Here is a 24,033-nt window from a genome sequence, read left to right as displayed (position 1 = left end):
TCAGGGCAACTTCCAGAGGCGTAAGAGATACTGCTTTCTTCCTCTTCAGACTTGCTAATATCTATGCTTAGGAAAAATCCCACTCAACAATTCAGCTTGATCCCATGTTAGGTGCTAGAAAAATTTATTAACAGCTGAGGGGCATCAGTAACTCAAATGAATCTTTGTTTTTATAAAAAGGGATGAGGCATTTATTGGCTTTGGCATCCTGAGCTTGTGGTGCACAGGTTTTCTTAGTCTATAGCTTAACAGCCGTATTAGAACTATATTACTTTAGGGCATACAGAGCCAGTTCAGGCACGTGAGGCGGTCAGTTGAAGGATGATTGGGGTAAGTTTGTTTGGGGCTATTTGCCTCATGGCTACCACGTTTAGTAAGATTCAGTTTATTAAATAATTTAGCCTTAAGAGAAGTAAAAAGAAAAGGCTGAATCTAAATTCAGCCTTTTCTTTTTATGCTCCCGCTATAGTGGTTACCAGATCTTCTGTAAAGTATTTTCTGGTCAGGTCTCGGATTTCTTCGCTGGTAGATTTCCGGATGGTTTGCAGATACAGCTGATAGTGATCTTGCGGCAGTTCGTGTAATACGATATGCTTATAACGGTCTGTCTGATCAAAAATATTGTTTGTCTCACTCAGGAACTTACCGATCATGTAATTTTTGACGGTAGCTAACTCCTGTTCAGGAACCAATTCATTCTTTAGCCTCTCAATCTCCTTGAAAATTTCTGACACTGTCTCTTCTGCTGCCGAACCAATTACATCGGTGCCGATAAAAAAGAGGGTGCTGTATTTCCGGACAGACAAAGAAGAGTAGATGCCATAGGTGAACCCCTTATCTTCCCGAATATTTTTCATAAGCCGCGATCCGAAATACCCGCCTAAGATTCTATTTACTAACGTAAGGGGCAGATAGTCCGATGAATTAATTACCGGGAAAATTTTCCCCACCCTTATTGCAGCCTGAAGACTGCCTGGCACTTTTACATCACCCAAATTCGTATCCGGGTTTAATGCATGAGAAAGTTTGGCTTCGTGTGAAACGTTTTTCGGGTTTTCATGTGCGCCGAAATATGCTTCGGTTAGTTGTTTAATTTCCGGTTTAATATCGCCGCAAAGGAAAATTTCCGTCCCACTGAGTAAATAACTTCTGGAAAAGAAATCCTTGATGGAACCCAGAGAGACCGCTTGGATATCGGTTTCCTGCAGTCCGCTTACATACGGGTGGTCCAAACCATACACTTTCTGGGTAAAGCGCTCCATTGCCAGATAAGCAGGTTTTTTTCTTTCCACGCCTATGTTCTGGATCGTGCGTTTTTTAAGGAGCTCTAATTCATGTTCAGGCAAAGCGGCCTCGCTTAAAATTTCCTGAACCAGCGGGAAAAGGTCCTTGTAGAACTTCGATAGGCAGTAAAGGGTTAAAGTAGCCCAATCGAAACCTTGGTTGCATTCCAGCGAAGCGCCGTAAAAATCGAGAATATCGGCTATTTGTTTGGCGCTCTTCTTACTGGTTCCTTCCAGCAACAGTTTAGAGGTAAAATAGGATACACCTTTTTCCGGCTCGTACCACTTCCCGGCCGGAAATACTATTTCCAGTCTTACTACCGGCTGAGTAGCGTTCTCTAAATAGTGAATTCTTACATTATTGCTTAGCTGAATTACTTCGGCCGTAGGGAGCGAATAATCTTTGATTTCCTGAACGGAAGGGGCTATGGATCGATCTAGCATCATCTTGATTTATTCTACTGGAGCGGCAGTTTCTTCGGCCGCAAGGTTAAGCGACAAGGTGAACCGGAGAGTTTGAGCTAATGGGTTATTCTGGTTATTAGGAATAAGGTAGGCCGCATCGATACCAATCTTCTGATACTTTAAACCTAAGCCCATCGAGAAATATTGGCGGTTACCTTTATTAGGGTCTTCGTAGAAATAACCTGCCCGGGCGGCAAAGAGATTGTCGTACCAATATTCGATACCGGTAGAAAGGTTTATTTCACTTATCTCTTCGCTGAAACCATCGGGAGCATCGGAGAAGGAGCTGAACACGCCGGCCAGAACGCCTTTGTTTCGGCGCTCAAAATCTTTATCAGGATCTCCGGTAGGCGATGGTACCAGTAATTTATTGCCGTCTAAGGTCCAGGTTACTTTGTTGTACGGGTCCAGCTCCAGGGTTAAAGCCGTTCCCAAACGTAAATTGGTTGGAATAAAGTCTTTCTGATCCGGTGTGGTATAGCTGATCTTTGCTCCCAGGTTCGATATGTTACCCCCAAAAGCCATGTTAAAGTTCTTGCCCGAGAGGGTCATGTCTTTGGTATAATAAATACCTAAGTCGGCAGCTACCGAGTTACCGGCCTTAGCTTCGGAGGTTCCGCCGGTTCCGGATACAGAAATGCCGCCGGCTAAGTTCGAATGTATGAACCGGGCACCTAAACCCAGTGAAAGGTTTTCGCTCAGCTTTCTACCATAAGCCAGATCCACGGTATATTCCTTCGGTCGGAAATCCTGTAAGGGATTGCCTCTGTCGTCGGTTAACTGAATAGACCCTAAATTGAAGTAGAGAAAGGAAACGGAAAAGGCGGAAAATTCATCCAGCTTTTTGTACCCGGAGCCATAGGCCAGGTACATGTCATTTACAATGTTGCGGAGCCAGGGCGAGTAGGAAAAGCTCAGGCCGATATTGTCCTGCACAAAACCAAGCTTGGCCGGATTCCAGTGGGGCGTATTGGCATCCGGTGAAATAGCCACCCCCGCATCGCCTAAGGCCGCAGAACGGGCATCCGGCGAAACGGTTAAGATAGGAACGGCCGTAGTAATGGCACGAAGCCTGTCTTCCTGACCGGCGGTGCCGGTACCGGGAGTAGACTGGGCAAAGGATGATACTCCGTTTAAAGAAGCGACGCTTACAAGAAGGCCGGCAGCCAATAGTTTTATTTTGTGCATAGATATAAGCAGGTGGTTTTTATTGCAAAATCAAATATAAGTATAGTTTTAATTTAAAATAACGAGCTTTTCGTATTTCGAAACCTTGGAGCCATCTTTTGCCGAACGAACCGACAGTTTATATACGTAAACGCCTTTGGCCAGTACATCATTATATTCATCGCGGCCGTTCCAGCTTATTTCCGCCACATGAGGCTTACTGCCCAGGCTAAAAGCATTTAACGTGCGTACCAGCTTTCCAGATACAGTAAAGATCTGAATTTGTATGTCAAGGTCTTCTCCGGCCCGGTTATGGTCGAAATGGAAGGTGGTATTGGTGGAAAAAGGGTTCGGGTAATTCAGGATGTGATCGATGGCAAAGGTTTCTGAATTGGCTACAATAAATTCTATACGTTTTTCGGCCGAGTTGTTGTGCGTGTCCCAGGCCTTTATCCGTAATTCGTGCGGGCCGGGCGTTAAGTTCTTGAACATGTACCGAACCTTGCCGGAACGGAAATTATCCAGATCGGCAGTATAGTATTCATTCAGCACCTTAACGTTTTCTTTGTTTCCGTCTAAAGTAGCGGTTATTTCGTGGCCAATGCCTAAACCGGCGGTGTTAATGCCGCTGGAATCGGAAAGGTGGGAAATAAGCATAGAATTATTGCCGGTAAGGCCCCCGAATACGAACGACTCATTATCCATGAACAGTTTAATTACCGGCGGAACAGTGTCTAATGGAATGTTGCTGCTGGAGCCGCCCACATAAATGTCGTTTTTGGAGCCGTGGGCATCCGTATTGTTGCCGGCTGCATACATGCTGATCTTTCCTAAACCAACATTGTAATTAATATCTTTCGGAACAATAAAAGTGCTGCTGAAAATACCGTTTTTGGCAGTGGCAACCCCTTCGTAAATAATGCTTTCTCTTACCGGAATATTTGTAGGAATGGATCCGTTATCCCCAAGCGTTCTAACCAGCGTTTTTTTCTCAAAAACGGTAATGTTTACCTGACCGTTAAAATTAGTTAAGGGATTGTTCTGTTGATCGGTAACGGTTCCGTTCAGGGTAATAGTGGATAGGGCTTTAAGCGTATCGGTGCTGGTGCCCGCTGGTTTTTCCTGAACGGAAGTAACGGAAATTTTTTCCGATGGGTAAGCTAGCCGCATAGATGGATCGCAGAGTAAGCTAAAGTTCCGGTTGAACACGCCATCGATGCTGGTATTCTTGGTATTCTGGATCACGTCACCCAGCCGGGGCATCCGTCCGTTAATAGGTTCTAAGATGCATTTAATTAAGCTTGCATTTAACGTTTTATTGGAGTTTACATATACAGGCCGGGTGGTAGTAACCAGGCCAACCGCGCCCCCATTAGGGTTCAGCAAAGCGAACTCCGCAGCTGAGTTCCGGCGCGGATCGTCGTAGCGGCCGAATTCGCAGGTAGCGGTTACCATAAACGTAGGATTGGCAGAATTCTTCCAGCTATTGATCTGGCCAATGGTAAGGATCTGTTCTGCAGCCAGCCCGGTTTCCCCTCCATGCCCCATGTAATTGGTTATCAGCGAGCCCTGTTCAACGGCGCGGTCAAATTCCGCGGCGCAATCCGGGGAGCGCTTGCCATTGGGCACCGGCACCTGCCGGAACATATCCAGGTATATTTTATGCACATTGTAGTCCGGATACTTGTTTTCTACGGTACCCGAAATTTCTTCTGAGTCCCGAAGGTGCTGATTTGTATCCTCGTCGTCGGCCACGAAAGTAACCCGGTTGCGCCATTTGCCGAAATGGTCCGGGTTGCTGTAGTTTATAATTTTGGAAACCATTACATCCGCATCGCCCGGGGTATGCGCCGGAATGCGGCCTACGCCGAGATCCATGAGCTCAATTCGGTTGAAATTGTTTTCATACCAGGCGCCTTCGGTATCATCCAATAAACCAAAATAATCTTCGGAAGAAAAGGTCCAGGTTGCGTTTAACGATTCGTATGATTCGTAGACCGGCACGAAGTTTTTGTTATTCTGGGTGCGGTTTAACCTGGCATCGGCAAATTTAGACTTGTAATCGTAGGAGGCATCCCCAAAAAGCAGCAGGTAAATGGTACTGTCGTTGGTTTTGGTATTCATGGCATTCCGGCGGTCATACACCATCTTCATCAGGTCGCGGATAGCCGAAACATCCTGGGCGCCGGAAGAGAATTCGTTATATACCTGGTTCGGACTTACTACGGCCACTTTCAGGCGGTCGTGCTGCATCCGGTGGTTGGCTAAGCGGTGCGCCTGGTTCCAGAATTTAGGATGGGCTACAATTACCATATCCAGCTTTCCGTCCAGGTTCAGGCTGTGCAGGTTCTGGTTTGCTACCCGACCGAAGCTTTGCGGCGCCGGGAAACCAGAGCCGGAAAAGACGGTAAATTCCCGAACAGTATCGGTTTTGGCAATAAAAGTAGCATTGCCGTTAGCGAACGAAACATTTTGCCGCATTGGCTGCGTCGGGTTCGAAACATCCCAGACTTCGGCTGCATTGCCGTTTACGTTTGCCACCTGGAACGTGCTGAAGGCATTGGTTGCAATATTTTCCAGGCTTCTGAAATTGGTTTGCAGACCCAGGATAGGGCTGGAATAAAGTTTTAACTGGCGGTCGGCATTTATTTCAAGAAAGTTAAGATGCCCGGTGGTTGAGGCCTGGCCCATCTGATCGAAGTTTAAAGCGACCTTCAGTTCGGCATTATTATAAGGAATGGTATTCAGGCTTGGCGTAAAGGTTCTCACGTTCGGTACGCCGGCATTGTGGTAGCTCCCGCCGCCGTGTCCTGCCATGGCTTGGGTACCCAGGGCTACGTTATTCAGATTTACGGTAAACCGGGAGCCAATTAAGCCTTCACTTACTGCCGAAATGCCAAGCACGGAGGAAGTAAGGCTGACATTCGAATTAGGTACCAGGTCGGAAATGGGGAAGGTGAATTCTTTTGACAGCGAGTTGGAGTTGAATTCTTCGCCGTACCATTCGCGGCCTGAAGTGAGCAGGTTTACCCTGTCGCTTTCGTGAAATAGGCGTTCTTTAAAAGTGGTAATGGTTTTGGTAGGTGTACCGGAAACGGTAGCCGAATTCACTCTTAAACCAGGCTGCTGCCCAACAGTAATAAAGTAGTAAGTAGTATCGGTGTAAATATTGAGTTTATGCTGAAAGCCGTCTTTGTTAGGGTTTAGCTCCCAGGTATGCGGCCCCTGGGCATAAAAAAGAATATAATCGTCGTTGTCGAAGCTGCCGTCGTTCTCGCCGGCTACCATAATGGCATTCTGAACCAGGTCGTCGTGGCGGAAGGCGGCGTTGGCCTGCGGCAGCATGCCTATGCCATTGCCATACACCTGGATCCGGCGCGGGTCGAGGCCCTGCGGGTTTATGCCGATGTTTTGCAGCGTGGTGCGGTCTATTTTGTGGATACCGCTTTGCGTTACCCCGATCTTAAACCAATCGCCGGTGCTCAGTACCGAATTTTGTTTGTAGCTGCGGCGGCTGCCGGATCGTTTGCGCTGGTTATTGGTGGTGGCGTAGCTATACTCAAAGCTTTCCAGTTTCTCAACCTGGCCCGATTGCGGGTTCAGGCGGATCGGGGCAAAAGTGACGAAGCTGATCGTTTTTCCGTTGGCAATGCCTGCTTTGGTAACGATCTCCGGCGAAGCCTTTAACTTATCCTTGGGAAAAGATTTGGCTTCTTCAGGAGTGAAAGGTTTATATACCGGATTTTTAAGGCGGAAGTCCGAAATTTCGGCACCGGGAATTCGTAAGGTGTAATAAGGCAGTAGTTCTTCGGGTTTAATTTCCGAGCCCGAAAAAACGGGAATGTTTACTGCCGCCTTTCCCGGAATTTTTACCGGTGTAGTTCCTTGCCAGGTAAGGGTAGCCTGCCCGGAGCCCTGCGCAAAAGCTGTTGACAAAGTGAAACAAAAAAATAGCAGAACAAGCAGCGGGGTAAGGTGCAGCTTCATAGGCTCGTTTTTATTAAATAAGTATGGAAAGCTAAGAATTGTTTCAGCAACAAGCAAATAGCCCGACGCGTTCAACCGTCGGGCTATTACATAACTGTAGATAAAAGCAAATATTGTATTGTTCTATAATTAGTTTTGGTGCAGCTTAAAGCTATACGATTCCATGATCAGGTTGGCCAGTAATTTCTTGCAGGCATCCTCTACTTTGGTTTGCGCTTCTGCCTCCGAATCGGCTTCCAGCTGCAGGGTTATGTGCTTGCCGATGCGTACGTCCTGCACGGTGTTCAGGCCCAGGTGCTCTAAGCCCAGCATTACGGCTTTGCCCTGCGGGTCGAGCAGTTCTTTTTTCGGCATTACGTCAATTTCAGCGGTGAATTTCATGAATAAGAAGGTTTTAGTATGGATAAAATGATGTATAAAGCAATGATGAATGGTACTGCCGTAAAGCCGAAAAGTACGCTAAGCATGGCGGCAAGCAGCACAAAAATAAAACGCACGGAATTATCTTTCCAGCTCAGGTTCTTGAATTTGAGGGCAAACAGCGGAATTTCGGCTACCAGCAGGTAACTTAAAAGAAAGCACAGGAAAGCCAGCAGGAACGGGTTCAGCACCACTTCGGCAATCCCGAAAGCATCGTTGGCCAGGATTAGCGGCAGCGAACTTACAAAAATGGTACAGGCCGGTGTAGGCATGCCAATAAAGGAAGTAGTCTGCCGGGTATCGATGTTGAATTTAGCCAGGCGCAAAGCGGAAAAAATGGTGATAAGGAAGCCCAGGAACGGAAAAACGGTACTGGAAATGCCCAAAAAGGTATCCTGCTGCGCTAAGGCTCTTTCGAGTAAATGGTACATGAGCACGCCCGGCACAAATCCAAACGAAACCATATCGGCCAGGGAATCGAGCTGTTTTCCGATCTCTGAATAAGCTCTTAGCAAACGCGCCAGCATGCCGTCCATAAAATCGAGCACCGCCGCCAGGCCAACCAGATAAGCGGAGTAAACCAGGTTTCCGTGAAAAGCAAAGTAAACCGCCAGGCAGCCGCAAAACAGGTTCAGGCAGGTAATGGTATTCGGGATATGTTTTTTCATGCGTACTTTTTTCTTTAAAAAGCTACCGATTTAGCGAAGGAAGGGGTTGTTCTTTTTCTCGAAGCCAATGGTAGTGCTCGGGCCATGACCCGGATAAACCGTTACGTCTTCCGGCAACACGAACAGTTTGGTTTTAATGCTCGAAATCAGCGTATCAAAATCGCCGCCCGGCAGATCGGTGCGGCCAATGCTCTGATGAAACAACACGTCGCCGCCGATCAGGTGCTTGCCTTGTTCGTCGTAGAAAACCACGTGGCCCGGTGCATGCCCCGGCGCGAAGATCACCTTCAGTTCGGTATTGCCGAAGGTAACGGTATCGTTTTCGATTAAAAAAGCGGCCGGCAGCTGTTCTTCGTAATTCACAAAACCATAAGAAGGCGCATAAGCCGGAATAGCACGCAACGTAGGCAGATCGGCTTCGTGCATCTCCAGGCCAACTCCGTAAGTATCGGCTACAAATTTATTGCCCAGCACGTGGTCGATGTGGCAGTGCGTGTTCAGCAGCTTCACCACTTTCAGTCCGTTATCCGAAATGAATTTCTGCAGCGTTGCTTTTTCGGCGGCATCGTAGCAGCCCGGATCTACTACCACGCATTCCTTGGTTTCGTCGTGGAGCAGGTAGGTGTTTTCGGCAAACGGATTAAACGTGAGGCAGGTAACGGTCATGGGTAGAAGCAGTTTAGAAACGTACCGTAAAATTGCGTTTATATTTACCAATTTCCAATTTAAGTTAAAGCGATCGTGATTTGTGCTTGGGTGAAATCTTTGTTCTAAGTTTCCAAATCTCACAGGTTTTAAAAACCTGTGAGGTTTTATTCCTCCTCGAGACTTTTTACTGCTTCAGCCGAAAAGCTAAAATAACATTGAAGTATTTGTTTTATTAACAAAGAATTATACTTTTGAAGCACGCTCACCATCACTTTAAAAACCTTCATCTATGAAAACACCTTTACTGGCTTTTCTGGCGCTGCTACTTTTCTCCGTTTCTGCTCCAGCTCAGGTGCTTTGGAGTAAAACCTATGGCACCCCTACCGGAGTACATCTTATGAATAAAATGACACCATTGCAAAATGGGGGGTATTTATTAGCGGGGGTAAGGGCTGGTTATACTTATATTGTAAGAACAGATACGAATGGAGATACTACCTGGACACGATCCTACTTGTTAACAGGGTTCCAATTTGCACCTGCCAATGATGTGGCAGAAGATACCGATGGTAACCTGATAGTTATTGGAAGTGGCCATAAAGGAAATACCAGCAACTATGATGGCTTCATAATGAAGCTGAAGCCCAATGGCGACACCCTCTGGACTAAACAAGTTATATCTCCGCAAGCTGACAGCTATGGGAATGTAATTATCGCAAATGATGGCAATTACCTTGTAACCGTAGTGGTGAACAATTTGGCCTATCTGCAGAAATTAAGTAAAGGGGGCAATGTTTTGTGGACCAGGAGCTACATGTTCTCGACAACAGAACAAGGAGGGCCGGGGGCTCCGGTTGCTTTAGGTAACGGCTATTTTATTTTTATCTACTCAGGATATCAAACCGCTCAGGTAAGAACCACGCGTATAGATGAGTCCGGTAATGAAATGTTTAGCCATTTGAATTATGCCTGGGGGATTTATGATGCAGTAAAAGATCCTGCTAATAATATGCTTGTGTGTGGGGCAGCCCGACTTTTTAAAATGAACCCTCAGGGAGATACCTTGTGGAGCATCAGGCCCCGGATAAACATGCAAGATATTTCCATAATGTCAGCCAAACCAACTCAGGATGGTAATTATATAGCCGTGTTTGACCGCTCTAACGGAATGGACGGAGATGTAGGCCTGATGAAAGTAGCCCCGGATGGTACAGTTCTAAAAGATACCGTGCTTTACCGCTTCGGTTATTACGAGAACAGCAAAAGCATTGTAGTAGATGCCAACGGCGATTACATATTTTCAGGTTATGCACAGATTATTCCTGGACAACATAACTTCTTTCTAGCTAAGCACCACAAGTGGAATCATGCCTTAGGTTTGAAAGATGACCGGGAGCTTGCATCAAGCTTAAAACTTTACCCTAACCCCGCCCAGCAGCAAATCGCTCTGGAACTTGAGAAGCCTTTCTCCGGCGCCTTAAGGCTCTACAACCTGCAGGGGCAAAAAATATGGCAGCAAACGGTAGTTAAAACCACTAAAAAAGTAGTGCCGCTGAACAACCTGCCTCAAGGTATCTACCTGCTACAGGGCATTGCCGAAGATGGAACACAGTTCAGCCGGAAAGTGGTGAAGAAGTAATTCCATCATTCATTTAAGATTCAATTTGCCGGCCTGATTTCCAGAACTGCTAGATTTAGTTCTTATCTTTGGGTAATGAGCAGGAAGAAGTTGTATATAATTAGCAGGATGTAACGGTGCCGGCAAAACCACCGCTTCTTTCAATATTTTGCCTGGAATATAAAAAGATATTTACATGATAAATACTGAAACTGCCAAGTTAAGAGCCGATATTCTGAAGGGCATGAAAATATCTGCAGAAAAACTCAAAGCCCTGAAGAAGCAATTAGGCCAGCCAGTTGTAATTAGCGAGAACGGGGTGATAAAAGAGATTCCGGCACAAAGCCTGAAATAATTAATAGAAATTCAGTTTAAACGGTATCGTTTTATCAAGAAAAGCATCCTTAAACCTCCCGGGTTTCCGAAACCTGTGAGGTTTTTTTATTCCCCTTCCATAGAAATTACCAAATATTCCATACTTCCCTTAACTTGCCTCCATGCTTTACGATTACCTCATTGTCGGTCATGGGCTGGCCGGTGCCATTCTGGCGCGCACCCTGGAGAAACTTGGAAATACGGTTGCCGTCTTCGATGCCGAGAAACCCAATTCCGCTTCTAACGTTGCCGCCGGCCTCATAAACCCCGTGGCCGGCAAGCGCTTTGCCAAAACCTGGCAGGCCGATAATTTCATCCCCGCCGCCGAAGCCTTTTACCGCGAGCTGGAAGCCGACCTGAACACCGCACTTTTTCACCAGAAACCCATTCTGAAGCTTTTCTCCAGCATAGAAGAACAGAACAACTGGATGGGCAAAAGCGCCGAAAGCCACTGGAACGAGTACATCGAAGCCACGTACCCGGAGTTGCCGCCTTCCGAAGAAGTTCACCAGGAACTGGGCGGCCTGAAAATTACGCGCGGCGGTTTTGTGGAGCTGAAGAAAATGCTATCCCTGCTGCGTGAAAAACTCGAAGCGCAAAACCGGCTTGTTTCCGGCACCTTCGATTTCGGAAAATTGCAGCTTTCAAAGAATGGTATTGTATACGAAAACCTGGAGGCGCGGCGGCTTATCTTCTGCGAAGGCTACCAGGCGGTTAAAAATCCTTACTTTAGCTGGCTGCCGTTCAGCCTGAATAAAGGGGAGGTTCTCAATATTTCAGTAAAGAATCTGGGCGCTGAATGTATCTATAATAAAGGCGTTTACGTTGTGCCATTAGGGGAAGACTCCTGGAAAGTGGGCGCTACGTACAACTGGCGGGAGCCCGACGAAAGACCAACGCCGGAAGGAAAAACGGAACTCGAAGGCCGGTTAAATAATTTATTGAAATTATCGTTTAAGGTTACGGAACATACCGCCGGCATCCGGCCGGCCGTCCGCGACCGAAAACCCCTCATCGGCCTGCATCCGGAGATTCCGGTGCTCGGCATCTTCAACGGCATGGGCTCGAAAGGGGTACTCATGGCACCATACCTGGCCCGGCAATTTGCCGAAGCCTTAAGCGGGAACGGAAGTATCTGGCCGGAAGTTTCTATAAGCCGGTATCAGAAATTTTATTACGAACAGGCATTACCTTTATGATAAAAATTTTAAAACGCTTTTTGTTTCCGGTTATGTTGTTGTTGCTCCTGCTGGCCAATCAGAATGCCACGGCCCAGGTAGCAGAGGAGGCGTTTGGCCGCAACCGGATCCAATACAAAACCTTTAAGTGGCAATATTACAGCACCCCGAATTTCGACGTTTATTTCTACGCAGGGGGTAAAGAACAGGCGCTCCGCACGGCCGAGTACGCCGAAAAAGAACTAAAGCGCATTACCAGCCTCATCGGGTACTACCCTTATTCCAAAATAACCTTACTGCTTTACAATTCCGTTACCGACCTGCGCCAGAGTAATTTAGGTCTGAACGACGACCGTTTTCAGAGCGGCAGCGATGCCCTGTTCCTGAAAAATAAGATCGAGATCGCTTTCGAAGAATCGCAGGTAAATTACAAACGGGCTGTTACCTACCGCTTATCCCAGCAATTACTGAACGACATGATGTACGGCGGTAGCCTGAAAGAAGTGCTGCAAAGCAGTTACCTGCTCAAGCTGCCGGAATGGTTCCTGACCGGGGCCGCCGCTTATATTGCCGAAGGCTGGAGCGTGGAAATGGACGGTTACATGCGCGACATGATGGCTCAGACCGAAGGCAAAAAGCCCGAAACTATTTTCCTCCGCAACCAGCGCCTGGCCGGCCAATCGGTCTGGAATTACATTGCCGAACGCTACGGGTACACTTCCATTCAGAATATTTTAAACCTGACCCGCATTACGCGCGACATCGAAATTGGTATTTCCAGCAGCCTGAACGTGCCTTACCGCAAATTCATGCGCGACTGGAACAATCATTACCTGCAGATGAACACCATGCCCGATGCCGAACTGGTATCCGTATCCCGCGAAAATCAGATCAGCCCGACGAACCGTCGCGGCCGCCGGTATTCGCAGACGGTGATCAGTCCGGATGGTAAGCAGGTTGCCTTCGTGGATAATGATCTGGGCCGCTACAAAGTAATTGTCCGCGATCTGGCTACCGGAAAAGATAAAGTAATTCGCCGCGGCGGTTATAAAACCCCGGACCAGAAAGTGAATTACAACCTGCCGGTACTGGCCTGGCGGAACAACAAGGTGCTGAGCGTAGTGGAAGAGAAGAAAGGCCAGCTGGTACTTACCGGCCTGAACCTCGACAGCGGAACTCCTACCGTAACCAACCTGAGCCAGTTCAGCGCAGTAAACAGCATTAATTATTCCGACGACGGTAAACTGCTGGTAATGAGTGCGGTGAAAAACGGTCAGTCCGACCTTTACCTTTTCCGCAGTTCGCGCCAGCCGGAGCAATTAACCAACGATATTTTCGACGACCGTTTTCCGGTTTTCCTGAAAGAAAGCAATACCATTGCCTTTTCCTCGAACCGCTGGCTCGATTCCCTGGGAACGGTAACCGGCAGCTTCGACAAAACGGTAGATAATTACGACCTTTTCCTGTACTTCCCGGACCGCAATACCTACCGCTTCCGGCAGCTAACTTCTACCATTTCCAACGAAACGCAGCCGGTGGCCGTGCCGAACGGTTTGGTTTATATCAGCGAAGAAAGCGGGATCCGGAGTTTGCACCGGTATAACTTTGCCGGTGGCCAGAGCGGCCGCGTTTCAAATTTCCTGCAGAACATAGAGACCTACGATTTTCATCAGTTAAGCGGAAACCTGGTCTTTACTTCCACCGAACGCGCCCGCCAGAATGTGTACCAGTTCCGGGAATTTACGGCCACCGTTCCGGCCGTAGCCATGAAAACCGTGCGCCAGGAAACACTGGAAAACCGCAGCCGTCAGCCGGTAGTGCGGGAAACGCTGAAGAAGATTGCGCCCGCCGATACTGCTGCAAAGCAAACCAAAGCCGAAAAACCGATTGCCGGTAAACCTGCCGGCGATAAACCGATCGATGTAAAAAATTATCAGTTCGATAAAACCAGTCCGGAGAAGCAGCCGGTTAAAGAAACTGCCAAGGCGCCTGCGCCGGCTCCCCCCGCTACAGCCGAAGCGCTCCAGATAACCGGGCCATATAATTACGATCTGCGCTTCAGCATCGATAATGTAATTTCTTCGGTTTATGTCGATAATTTAATGGGCTTCGGGTTGATTGGGCAGGTTAACATGTCGGATCTTTTTGAAAATCACCGGATAAGAGGCGGGGTGTTTGCCGTAACCGATCTGCGCACCAGCGACTTTTACGGCGAATACACGAACCTGCGCAAGCGCTACGATCTGAAAGTAGCCTACCGGAAGCAGACCATTTTTACCCAATTGGATAATGGCGGTTTTTACCGCTTCAGCCGCCACGAGTTTAAACCTTCGGTTAGTTACCCGCTTACCCACAACGTAAGCATAAGGGCTACGCCGCAGTTTATAAACATGCGGAGTTCAGCCGTAACCAACCTGCCCGAAAAAGACAGCGTTTATGATTTTGGCAGTTTTGGTGGGGAACTGGTTTTCGATAATTCCATAATTACGGGCATAAACATGCTGGAAGGTACCCGCATGAAAGTCGGAATTGCCACTTATAAAGGGCTGAGCAACGACAAAAATAGTTTTGGTAAGTTTTATGCCGATCTGCGCCACTACCAGAAAATTCACAAGCAGCTAATTTTTGCCAGCCGGGTGGCTTACGGCGCCTTTTTAGGCAATTCGAAAAAGCAGTTCCTGCTAGGGGGGATGGATAACTGGCTGTTCTCAAGCGAAGAAAAGTACTTCGACCAGCTTCCTTCGGCTGCCGACGTATTTTTCCTGCAGTTTGCTACGCCGTTGCGCGGTTTCCCGTATGCCGCCCGCCGCGGGCCGAAGTACCTGCTTTACAATGCCGAGCTGCGCCTGCCTATTGTCCAGTATCTATTCCGGAGTCCGGTTTATTCGGGCTTCTTTAACAATCTGCAGCTTACCACCTTCTTCGACGCCGGTACTGCTTATTCCGGCCGGAACCCTTTTAACCGCAACAACTCGTTCAATACCCAGGTAATTGGCGGCAACGGCAATGGCTTTGAAGCAACCGTTACTAATTTTCAGAACCCTTTCCTGATAGGCTATGGTTTTGGCGCCCGCACCACTTTGCTGGGAGTTTACGGGAAGCTCGATGTGGCCTGGGGACGGGAAAATAACCAGGAAAGTAAACCCCGTTTTTACCTGACCCTGGGATACGATTTCTAAAAACATGAAAAAATTAAAGCTTGCAGCCGTTGCGGCGCTGGTTCTTTTAGGAGCCAGCGCCGCAACGCTTTATATAACCGGCAAAAATTACGTTTACCGGGCGCTGTACTACAACTTTGCCGGCATAGACGATAACCGGATCTTTGAAGAACGCATTTTGCCGGCTCGGGCGCCCCAGCCCTGGCCGGTTTCCAGGCTTTACAACCGGCAGCCTTTACCAGCAGCTTTTGCCTCAAAACAGGAACAACTAAAGGCCGTGGCTTTTCTGGTGATTCACCGCGATTCGCTTCTGCTGGAAAAGTACTGGAACGGCTACGGTCCGGAATCGCTCTCCAATTCGTTTTCAGTGGCCAAGAGCGTAGTAAGCATGCTGGTGGGCGTGGCGCTGAAAGATGGCAAGATTAAAAGTATAGACCAACCCGTTGGCGATTTTCTGCCGGAGTTTAAGCAAGGGCGGAAAAGTAAGATAACTCTGCGGCATTTGCTGGCCATGAGTTCCGGCCTGAACTGGGACGAATCGTACAGCAACCCGCTTTCCATGACCACGGAAGCTTACTACGGCAATGACCTGAAAAGCCTGATCCACCGGCAGGAAGTGGAAACCGAACCCGGAAAAGAATTCTTCTATAAAAGCGGGAATACGCAGGTGCTGGCATTGGTACTGCAGGCAGCAACCGGGCAATCGATTAGCGCCTACGCGGCCAACCGGCTCTGGAAACCGCTAGGCGCCGAGCATGCGGCCGAATGGAGCCTCGACAAAAAAGACGGGGTAGAAAAAGCGTATTGCTGCCTTTACTCCAATGCCCGCGATTTTGCCCGTCTGGGCCAGCTTTACTTAAAGAACGGCATCTGGAAAGGCGATACGCTCGTGCCGCCTGCCTATGTAAAAGCTTCTTTAACTCCCACCCATTTACCCGATAAACTAAGCGGCGCAAAAGGCGATTTTTACGGCCTGCACTGGTGGCTTATTCCGGATTATAAAGGCCTGGAGATTTTCTATGCCCGTGGTATTTTAGGTCAGTACATAATTATGGTGCCGGAAAAAGAACTGGTAATTGTACGGCTCGGCGAAAAACGTGGCGAGAAAAAAGGCATGCACCTGCAGGATGTATATGACCTGGCGGATGCGGCGTTGGGGATCGTAAAGTAGGAAAGGGTAGCGTTTCGGGCTGAAAAAGTACTTAGGCTTTCCTGACGCAAGGCAGTTGGTTTACCCCTCCCAACCCTCCCCTAAAAACAGGGGAGGGCTTTTTTGGCGGTGCTTTTGTTAAATTTTTGTGATTAAAATGATCCGGTTTTGCGGGGAAAAGGTGAATCATAATTTTTGGGATTTGGGATGTACGGACAGGGCTTGACCTGTCCCACGCATTCCTGAACACGTATTCCCAATTAAATATTCAAAATCAAAGAGATCCTGTTTATCTGGAAAGCCATTTAAATCGTGTTCAAAAGATTGTCGCAATAACGTGGGGACAGGTCAAGCCCTGTCCGTACATGAATCGTGGGATTCAGGAGAATCATAAGAATCGTAGATCAGACATTATTCCTGAAAATCCTTAAATCCCGAGAATCCTGATTCAGGCAACCTGCAAAGGCCGGCTGAACACTTGCGCCATCGTGTTCTTTTTTTCAGTTAAGATAAACAAAAAAGCGAAGCAACTTTCACAGCTACTTCGCTTTTAAAATATGGTACACACCTGAAACCTCAGGTCTTGCTACCTGTGTCCTGATATTTGTGTCTTAAAAAGGCTTACGCCAGCACCCCGGCCAGCAGCGATTCAAAGATCGCTTTGCCATCGGTGTTGCCCAAATCCGGATCGGCGGCGCGTTCCGGGTGCGGCATCATGCCAAACACGTTGCGGCCCTCGTTGCTGATGCCGGCAATATTATCCAGCGAACCGTTGCAGTCGAATTCCGGGGTTACCAGACCATCGTGGGAGCAATAGCGGAACATTACCTGGTCGTTGTCCTGAATTCTTTTCAGGGTATCGGCATCGGTGTAGAAGCGGCCTTCGCCGTGCGCAACCGGAATTTTATAAGGCTTGTTGGTATCGAGCAGGCTGGTTGGCAGCAGGTTTTTGGTTTCGGGCTTAATGTACACGTTTTTGCACAGGAATTTCTGCTCCTGGTTACGCAGCAACGCGCCCGGCAACAAACCGGCTTCGGTCAGGATCTGGAATCCGTTGCAGATACCCATTACGTAACCGCCGCGGTTGGCATGCTGAATTACTTCCTGCATGATCGGGGAGAAACGGGCAATGGCGCCGGAGCGCAGGTAATCGCCGTAAGAAAAGCCGCCGGGCAGCATAATAAAATCGCAGCCTTGCAGGTCGTGGTCTTTGTGCCACAGCTTTACTACCTGCTGGTTCATGGTCTGGCTCAGAACGTCTATTACATCCTGGTCGCAGTTGGATCCGGGGAAAATTACTATTCCAAATTTCATAGCTCAAAGATAAATAAAAAACGGTGCTTCTGCAGGGCTAACTTACTTTTATGCAGTTTTTTATACCGTTTGCTTTCAGATTCCCTAGATAATACAATGTGGCTATATTTTCAGACAATAAAGCGGCAGGCAACGGAAAAAGCCGTATTTTTACCTGTTTTTAAATTGCAGATATGTTACAATCCATGACCGGTTTCGGGCTTTCGCGCCTGGAAGCCGATACTTATTCCCTTACCATAGAACTAAGATCGCTGAATTCCAAAAGCCTGGATCTGAGCTTACGGCTGCCGCGTTTTCTGATGGAAAAAGAACTAGAGATCCGGAACCTGATAAGCAAAAACCTGATCCGCGGGAAAGTTAACCTGAATATCGACTATACCCTTAACAAGGCGGCTAAGGCCAAGAACCGGATAAATCACGAGTTGCTGCAGGCTTATTACCGCGACCTGGAAACGGCCGCAGACAGCGTAGGCGCCAGTAAGAACGAGCTTTTCCGGCTGGCGCTGCAAATGCCCGAAGTAATGCAGGCAGACCAGGCAACGGAGGAAAGCGAAGCCGATATGCTTACCTGGGAGCAGGTGTTGCCGGTGCTGCAGGAAGCGTTGCTGAACCTGAACCACTTCCGGCAGGACGAAGGCAAAGCCTTAACCGCTGAGATCATTTCGTATATAGACCGGATCAGGATATTGCTTTCAGAGATTGAAAAGCACGATCCTTCGCGGGTGGAGCAGATCCGCCAGCGCATTCAGGGGCATCTGGCCGAGATCAGCGCTTCGGAAAGCTTTAACCAGAACCGCTTTGAGCAGGAAATGATCTATTACATCGAGAAGCTGGATATTGCCGAAGAAAAAGTCCGTTTGCTGAACCACCTGCACTATTTTACCGAAACCGTGTACCTGCCGGAACCAACCGGGAAGAAATTAGCTTTTATAGCCCAGGAAATAGGCCGGGAAATAAACACCATCGGCTCCAAGGCCAACGATGCCACCATTCAACACCTGGTAGTGGAAATGAAAGAGGAACTGGAAAAGATAAAAGAGCAGATAAATAATATATTATAAACCAGAATTCCGTAAATTAGTAGCTTTTTATTGCCGCCCGTACCTTTAAACCTGAACCCAAACTTTTGCTTTTTCAACCTGTTTTATTTTTTTCATTTTATATTTTAGTGTTTTATGTTTAAAAAGTTACTGTTTGGGTTAGGACTTACTTTTTTTAGCTTGCAGGCGGCCCAGGCCCAGCGCACCTGCGCTACCATGCCCAACCTGGAAAGGCTGGAGCAGCAATACCCGGGAACCAAAGCCCGCTTAAACAAACTGGACCGGGAAATTGCCGCGCAAACGCCGCAAAACCATGCCCGCGCAGGTGCTGCCGTTATTACCATTCCGGTAGTGGTTCACGTAATATATGCCAATGCAACCCAGAATATTTCGCAGGCGCAGATTCAGTCGCAGATAGATGTGCTGAACGAAGATTATAATAAACTGAACCCTGATACGGCGAACATACCGGCACCTTTTAAAAGGTTGGCCGCTGATATGCAGATCCGTTTTGAAATGGCTAACCGCGACCCGAACGGAAACCCGACCACCGGCATTACCCGCACGTCAACTACTCAGAACTCATTCCTGGACGATGATGCCGTGAAATTTGACAGTCTGGGAGGTAAAGACGGCTGGGACCGGAATAAGTACCTGAACATTTGGGTATGTAATCTGGATTGGGGCTTGCTGGGGTATGCGCAATTCCCGAATTCCGGACCGGCTTCTACCGATGGGGTCGTAATCGGGTACCAGTATTTCGGCAGAACGGGTACAGTTTCCCGGCCTTTTAATAAAGGGCGGACCACAACCCACGAAGTTGCGCATTGGCTGGGCCTCTATCACATCTGGGGCGATGAGCCCGCCTGTTTCGACGATGATCTGGTAAACGATACGCCGCTGCAAAAAGGAGAAAATTATGGCTGCCCAAGGTTTCCGCTGGTTAACGGAGCCGGAGCTGCCTGTACCGGATTTAATACCAACGGCGCCATGTTCATGAATTACATGGATTATGTAGACGACGCCTGCATGATGATGTTTACCACCGGGCAAAAGAACCGGGCTCACTCTTTCCTGCTTACCGTTCGTGATAGCTTGTTTTTTTCTAGCGGACTTATTGTCTCTGGTCTTAGAGAAGATGCTTCCGCCCAGGCCTTTAAGCTGTACCCAAATCCGGCAAATGGTTTGGTTAAATTGCAGTCGGGAATCGGTATGAAAGGGAACGCCGCAATTGAGATTACAAATGTGCTGGGCCAGGTAGTGCTTCGCAAAACGGTAAAAAGCCAGGAAGGTGAAACCGTTGAGCTTGACCTTTCCGGGAATGCGCCGGGCGTATATGTGGTAAGAGTAAAAACTCCTGAGAAAGTTTACGACCAGAAACTGATGCTCACCCGGTAAAGGGTAGCAATTTGAAACGAAAAGGCCCCGGTTATTAAATAGCCGGGGCTTTTTGTTTGGGTTTATTTGCGTTCAGGTTTTCAGGATAAAGATTCGTTTTTTTCAGAAACGCAGCCAGCGGTTTGATACGTAATTTACCAGCGGAATAATGCCCAGAACGGTACCACTAATAAGTAAAAAAATAACCATTAAAGCGCTGAACCACCGTACGAAAAAGCCATCCGGGAAACCAAACACGTACAGCTCCAGCACCAGCGAAGTAAAAAAGCTCAGCAGGAAAATTACGATCAGGGCGCGCTGTTGCTTTTCCGATAGCCACGGAAGTTTCCTGGCCGGCGCTTTGGCAGGCTGCCGGCGTTGCGCGTAGCGTGGGGTATTCTGTTTCATTCCTTTTTCTTTCAAAACGCTACGGTTTTGGCGCTTGCTTAAAGCGGGTTTAAATTTCGGTTTTACCGCGCAAAGCGTGCATTTAAATCACACTTCTAAATCAACTACGAAGATACGCGAATTGGCTGGCATTTAATAATGGGTGGCCGGGCAGGCTTTCTTTTCCGGATTAACTAAGGATTAACCAAAGCTCCCTGTTCCCGTAAGAAGGGAGCAACGAAGCCGGCAAACGGCAAGCATCCACTAAACCATCCACTAAACATAGAGAAACCTATGAACTCATTTTTCCAGATTCTGGCTCCCCGCGCTTTCAGCTTAATTTTTGCCGCTTCCATTACCGGCCTGGCGGCCTGCAGTACCGGTACCGAACCCGGCGAAACCAATGTAGAAGAAGGGGATGTAAAAGACAAAAACCCGGATGCCATGGATCGGGGAGGCGAAAACACGAGCAACACCGCTAAAACCCACCAGGATACCATAAATGCCTTAATGGATACGGCCAAAGTGGAAAACGATCCGTACGAAAGATCGAAGAAAACACCGCACACCGAAACCCACAACGATAAAAAATAACGATTGCCTGCCTGTAAACAAAGAACCCGGTTAGTTTCAGCTAACCGGGTTTTATGGTTTAAAACGGTACTGTTTTGGGTTTAAATCCAGCCAGCAACAAAAGTACTTTTATTTGAACACGAAGCCGTTCGGCCCTACGCTTACATTAAACGAATCGATAGCCGCCCCACCCGGGTTATAGCGGATCACCTTTCCTTCGGAAGAAAAATCCGGGGCATACGCGCCGTAAATAATATTTTCCTGTGGGTCTACGCCAAGGCCATAAAAACCTTTCGTGCCCCGGTCAACGAGCGGGGTGGCTGGAAGGGCCGCATCGGAAATACCCATGCTGTAGATCTTATTATCGAGCGTAAAATAAAGCCGGTTCTTCTGGCCGTTAATGGCCAGGTCTTGGGGCGAAGCGCTCCTGGCCAGGATCGGGAAATTTCTTTCCACAGCTCCGGTTACCGGGTCTACCTGGGCCAGCGAACCCGGATCGGTGCCATAGGAGGAGCCGCAAAGCACCCAAAGTTTCTTATTGGCATCCACTACAAGGCTGGAAGGTCCCTGGCCAATGGTTATCGGGGCTTCGGCAGTTTCGGTGGTCAGGTTAATTACGGAAATAAAGTTATCGGCGGAATTGGTTATGTAAAGCTTGTTTTCTACAATGGCCATTAATTCCGGCAACTTGCCAACCGTTATGGTTTTGGTAATGGTGTTTGTATTCAGATCGATAATGTTTACCTGCCCGTTACCGCTATACGTTACATAATCGGTTAAATAACCTTTATTGCCGGAAGTTATAAAATAACGCGGAATTTCCAGGCCGCTGATCACTCCAATGCTCTTAAAGGTATTGGCATCTACTATTTCAAGTTTCTTGCTTCCGCCTGCTACCAGGTACGCCTTTTCGTTATGCACCGCCATCGATTGCAGGAACTGCCCTACCGGCCGGTTGTTCTCATCCTGGAAGATGTCTTTTCTAACTACCTTACTGGAAGGGTTGTAATAGCTGATGGCTCCCAGCGTATTGCCTTCGTTAATTACGAATACGCCATGCTCATAAGGCCCTTTTGCGCCGGGTGGCGTGGGAGCTACCGGGGCAGGGGTTGACTTTGGTTCTTTTTCGCAGCTGCTGAAAAGAAGGCTGCCGCTCAGGCAAAGCCCGGTAAGAAATAAGGAGGGGAACTTAAGTTTCTTCATTGGTTATTTGAGTTTATTTGTTTGAATCGAATTGAAAGCGCAGGCTTAAGCTGTAGCTCCGGCCCGGCATGGCCAGATATTCCAGGTTCTGATAAATGGTATTGCCCAGGTTATGGATCCGGCCTAAGGCCTGCACCTGGTAGCACTTCATTCTAAAGGTTTTTCCGGCAGTAATATCCAGCAAACCATAAGCTGGCAACCAGCGGGTATTCTCCGGATTTATAAACCGGTAACCGGTATATTGCCAGTTCAGGGTCAAAAGCCAGGTTTTGTAGGTCAGGTCCGAAAAAGCAGTACCAGTGGTAACGGGAACATAAATAAGCTGCTTGCCTGCAAGCTCGTCGGAACCTACATAAGTTTGTTCCTGTTTAGAAAGCGTATAAGCATAGTTGCCGCCGGTAATAAGTTGTCCCCCATTAAATCGGTATCGTATTTTGGCTGAAGACTCAAAACCTTGTGCTTTTACTTTCTTCAGGTTTATTGGCGTAAGCTTGTTGTGCTCATTCGGGAGCCACTGGATCCAGTTATCGACCAACATGCGGTAGGCGGTAAGCTCCGTTTCAAAACTTACTTTTTCGGCTGTGAATCCGTAAGCCAAACCAGTTTCGTAATTCCGGCTGTCCTCGGGGTGCAGGTTTGGGTTGCCGGGAGGCCAGAAACGGTCGTTCAGGGTTGGTACGCGGTAACCCCGGCTCATATTTCCTTTCCAGATTAAAGCCGACTTTTCGGTATTTAAAAGCCCGTAACTGAAACCGGCAGCCGGCGAAGGCGGCGGGTTAAACCCTTGGATAAAAGTCTGCCGCCAGTTCAGGTTCAGGCTTAAGTTTTTCAAAACTTCGGCTCGCAAAAGGGCGAAGGCGGAAGCGCGTTTCTCGGTTACCTTCCTGCCATAATCTGCTACTTCAGCATCGAAAAGCTGGGCATCGCCGCCCAGGTTCAGCCGGAGCCAGTCTTTAAAAAAGAAGCCCTGTTCAGCCTGCAGCTGGTAGGTTTTTACTTTGGAATCGGAAGGAAGAAGGCCATCCTGGGTGTAGCGCATAAAATCGTGAAAGTAAGCTACCCGCACGTTAGTATTTCCTAACCCCGACCGCTGTTCCCACTCCGACATCAGACGTAAATTCCGGTTCAGGTTGCGGGCGTGGTTGTTTTCGGACGCCATGTTGGGCTGTACTTCCACGTCGCTGCCGGTGTACCAGTTTCGGATAAAAAGTTTGCTTTTGGGGCTAAGCCTGAGGGTCAGGTTATTGGTGAAGCCTGTTTGCCGGGAGCCGGCATTTTCCTGCCGTTCTTCCGGGCTACCGAACCTGGCAGTATTGGTAAAGGGAAAATCATTTTTAGTTTCTTTCCGGAAAACGGCCGCATCTATGCCAAATTTCCGGGAACCGTAACTACCGCTTACCTGGGAAAACCGCTGGCCGAAACTGCCGAGATCCTGTTGCACATGTAACTTAATTCCGGGTTGAATTTCCGTAGGGGAAGAAAGCAGCACAGCGCCGCCGATTGCGCCCGACCCGAAATTAGAGCCCGCCGATCCGTGCTGCAATTGCACGCCGCTAATGGCGCTTACCGGCAAAAGGGAAAAATCTAACTGGCCTAAAGTTGGTTGGGTAATGTTGAAGCCGTTCCAGAGCACGGCGGTATGGCTGGCGGAAGTGCCCCGGAAAGCCAAAGTAGCAAGCTGGCCTGAGCCGTAGGATTTCACATAAACTGCCGTCCGGTGCTGCAGGATATCGGCCAGGTTTCCGGCATTGTTGTTTTCCAGGAAAGCTGAATCGATAACCGTCTGGCGGCTGCCGGGAGCAAAGGTTTCGGGCCGGCGGGCGGTAATCTGAACCTCTTTTATTTGTTTACCGGCAAGCGTATCGGTTCCCTGGGCCTGCACCTGTGCTGCAAGACAGGAAGCCAGAAATAAACCTGCCAACGCAAAAAGCTTAAACGTCATTCTTTCCTTCAGAAAAACTTCTTCGGGAACAAATGCAGCAAAGCCGGAAAAATGAAGATCAGATTTATGAGCCGAGCTGT

At 48.3% G+C, this 24,033-nt stretch carries 18 protein-coding genes; 8 read left to right on the top strand and 10 right to left on the bottom strand.

Going from position 1 to position 24,033, the window contains the following annotated elements; genetic code table 11:
* Positions 1 to 452: 452 nt before the first annotated feature.
* The 6 genes from F0P94_RS11335 to F0P94_RS11310 form a co-directional block, all read right to left on the bottom strand.
* On the bottom strand, positions 453 to 1,730 hold the full coding sequence (locus tag F0P94_RS11335) for a M16 family metallopeptidase (protein WP_150903991.1): 1,278 nt from the start codon (positions 1,728 to 1,730) through the stop codon (positions 453 to 455).
* A gap of 6 nt (positions 1,731 to 1,736) precedes the next feature.
* Positions 1,737 to 2,936: a type IX secretion system outer membrane channel protein PorV gene (porV, locus tag F0P94_RS11330; protein ID WP_150903990.1), complete on the bottom strand. Its 1,200-nt coding sequence runs from the start codon at positions 2,934 to 2,936 to the stop codon at positions 1,737 to 1,739.
* 48 nt (positions 2,937 to 2,984) lie between these two features.
* Positions 2,985 to 6,902 carry a type IX secretion system sortase PorU gene (porU, locus tag F0P94_RS11325; RefSeq protein ID WP_150903989.1) on the bottom strand — a complete coding sequence of 1,306 codons (3,918 nt, stop codon included), beginning with the start codon at positions 6,900 to 6,902 and terminating at the stop codon, positions 2,985 to 2,987.
* 129 nt (positions 6,903 to 7,031) lie between these two features.
* On the bottom strand, positions 7,032 to 7,283 hold the full coding sequence (gene purS / locus F0P94_RS11320; RefSeq protein ID WP_150903988.1) for a phosphoribosylformylglycinamidine synthase subunit PurS: 252 nt from the start codon (positions 7,281 to 7,283) through the stop codon (positions 7,032 to 7,034).
* Positions 7,280 to 7,990: a CDP-diacylglycerol--serine O-phosphatidyltransferase gene (pssA, locus tag F0P94_RS11315; protein WP_150903987.1), complete on the bottom strand. Its 711-nt coding sequence runs from the start codon at positions 7,988 to 7,990 to the stop codon at positions 7,280 to 7,282. Before pssA ends, purS begins: the two co-directional genes overlap by 4 nt.
* A gap of 30 nt (positions 7,991 to 8,020) precedes the next feature.
* A complete protein-coding gene (locus tag F0P94_RS11310) occupies positions 8,021 to 8,656 on the bottom strand; it encodes an MBL fold metallo-hydrolase (protein ID WP_150903986.1) in 636 nt (211 codons plus the stop codon).
* 271 nt (positions 8,657 to 8,927) lie between these two features.
* On the opposite strand from F0P94_RS11310, the gene F0P94_RS11305 reads away from it, so the two are divergent.
* The 5 genes from F0P94_RS11305 (at position 8,928) to F0P94_RS11285 (ending at position 16,138) form a co-directional block, all read left to right on the top strand.
* Complete coding sequence (locus F0P94_RS11305; protein ID WP_150903985.1) at positions 8,928 to 10,277, top strand: T9SS type A sorting domain-containing protein; 1,350 nt, start codon at positions 8,928 to 8,930, stop codon at positions 10,275 to 10,277.
* 175 nt (positions 10,278 to 10,452) lie between these two features.
* Positions 10,453 to 10,611, top strand: a complete 159-nt coding sequence (locus tag F0P94_RS19680) for a hypothetical protein (RefSeq protein ID WP_191907019.1) — start codon at positions 10,453 to 10,455, stop codon at positions 10,609 to 10,611.
* A gap of 142 nt (positions 10,612 to 10,753) precedes the next feature.
* A complete protein-coding gene (locus tag F0P94_RS11295) occupies positions 10,754 to 11,830 on the top strand; it encodes an NAD(P)/FAD-dependent oxidoreductase (RefSeq protein ID WP_150903984.1) in 1,077 nt (358 codons plus the stop codon).
* The gene (locus F0P94_RS11290) at positions 11,827 to 14,988 is read left to right on the top strand and encodes a hypothetical protein (RefSeq protein ID WP_225307192.1); all 3,162 of its coding nucleotides are present in this window, start codon (positions 11,827 to 11,829) and stop codon (positions 14,986 to 14,988) included. The genes F0P94_RS11295 and F0P94_RS11290 overlap by 4 nt, the downstream gene beginning before the upstream one ends.
* Before the next feature lie 4 nt (positions 14,989 to 14,992).
* Complete coding sequence (locus F0P94_RS11285; protein WP_150903983.1) at positions 14,993 to 16,138, top strand: serine hydrolase domain-containing protein; 1,146 nt, start codon at positions 14,993 to 14,995, stop codon at positions 16,136 to 16,138.
* 600 nt (positions 16,139 to 16,738) lie between these two features.
* On the opposite strand, the gene purQ is transcribed toward F0P94_RS11285, so the two are convergent.
* Entirely contained in the window at positions 16,739 to 17,431 is a 693-nt protein-coding gene (purQ, locus tag F0P94_RS11280) for a phosphoribosylformylglycinamidine synthase subunit PurQ (RefSeq protein ID WP_150903982.1), read from the bottom strand.
* A gap of 173 nt (positions 17,432 to 17,604) precedes the next feature.
* On the opposite strand from purQ, the gene F0P94_RS11275 reads away from it, so the two are divergent.
* Complete coding sequence (locus tag F0P94_RS11275) at positions 17,605 to 18,492, top strand: YicC/YloC family endoribonuclease (RefSeq protein WP_150903981.1); 888 nt, start codon at positions 17,605 to 17,607, stop codon at positions 18,490 to 18,492.
* Positions 18,493 to 18,606: 114 nt separating this feature from the next.
* The gene (locus tag F0P94_RS11270; RefSeq protein WP_150903980.1) at positions 18,607 to 19,869 is read left to right on the top strand and encodes a M43 family zinc metalloprotease; all 1,263 of its coding nucleotides are present in this window, start codon (positions 18,607 to 18,609) and stop codon (positions 19,867 to 19,869) included.
* Between the two features lie 102 nt (positions 19,870 to 19,971).
* On the opposite strand, the gene F0P94_RS11265 is transcribed toward F0P94_RS11270, so the two are convergent.
* Positions 19,972 to 20,256: a DUF2798 domain-containing protein gene (locus F0P94_RS11265; protein WP_191907018.1), complete on the bottom strand. Its 285-nt coding sequence runs from the start codon at positions 20,254 to 20,256 to the stop codon at positions 19,972 to 19,974.
* 273 nt (positions 20,257 to 20,529) lie between these two features.
* Here F0P94_RS11265 and F0P94_RS11260 point away from each other — a divergent pair, with 273 nt between their 5' ends.
* On the top strand, positions 20,530 to 20,829 hold the full coding sequence (locus tag F0P94_RS11260) for a hypothetical protein (RefSeq protein ID WP_150903978.1): 300 nt from the start codon (positions 20,530 to 20,532) through the stop codon (positions 20,827 to 20,829).
* A 108-nt stretch (positions 20,830 to 20,937) separates the two neighbouring features.
* Here the strand turns inward: F0P94_RS11260 and F0P94_RS11255 are convergent, their stop codons facing one another.
* Together F0P94_RS11255 and F0P94_RS11250 are read right to left on the bottom strand one after the other, a co-directional pair.
* Positions 20,938 to 22,011, bottom strand: coding sequence for a DUF5074 domain-containing protein (locus F0P94_RS11255; protein WP_150903977.1), 1,074 nt, complete (start codon positions 22,009 to 22,011; stop codon positions 20,938 to 20,940).
* 13 nt (positions 22,012 to 22,024) lie between these two features.
* Positions 22,025 to 23,953, bottom strand: a complete 1,929-nt coding sequence (locus F0P94_RS11250; RefSeq protein WP_150903976.1) for a TonB-dependent receptor plug domain-containing protein — start codon at positions 23,951 to 23,953, stop codon at positions 22,025 to 22,027.
* Between the last annotated feature and the right edge of the window lie 80 nt (positions 23,954 to 24,033).

The sequence above is a fragment of the Adhaeribacter soli genome (assembly GCF_008727925.1).
Classification (GTDB): domain Bacteria; phylum Bacteroidota; class Bacteroidia; order Cytophagales; family Hymenobacteraceae; genus Adhaeribacter_A; species Adhaeribacter_A soli.
Note: the sequence above shows the minus strand (reverse complement) of the source record. Positions and strands in the feature narration are given on the sequence as shown.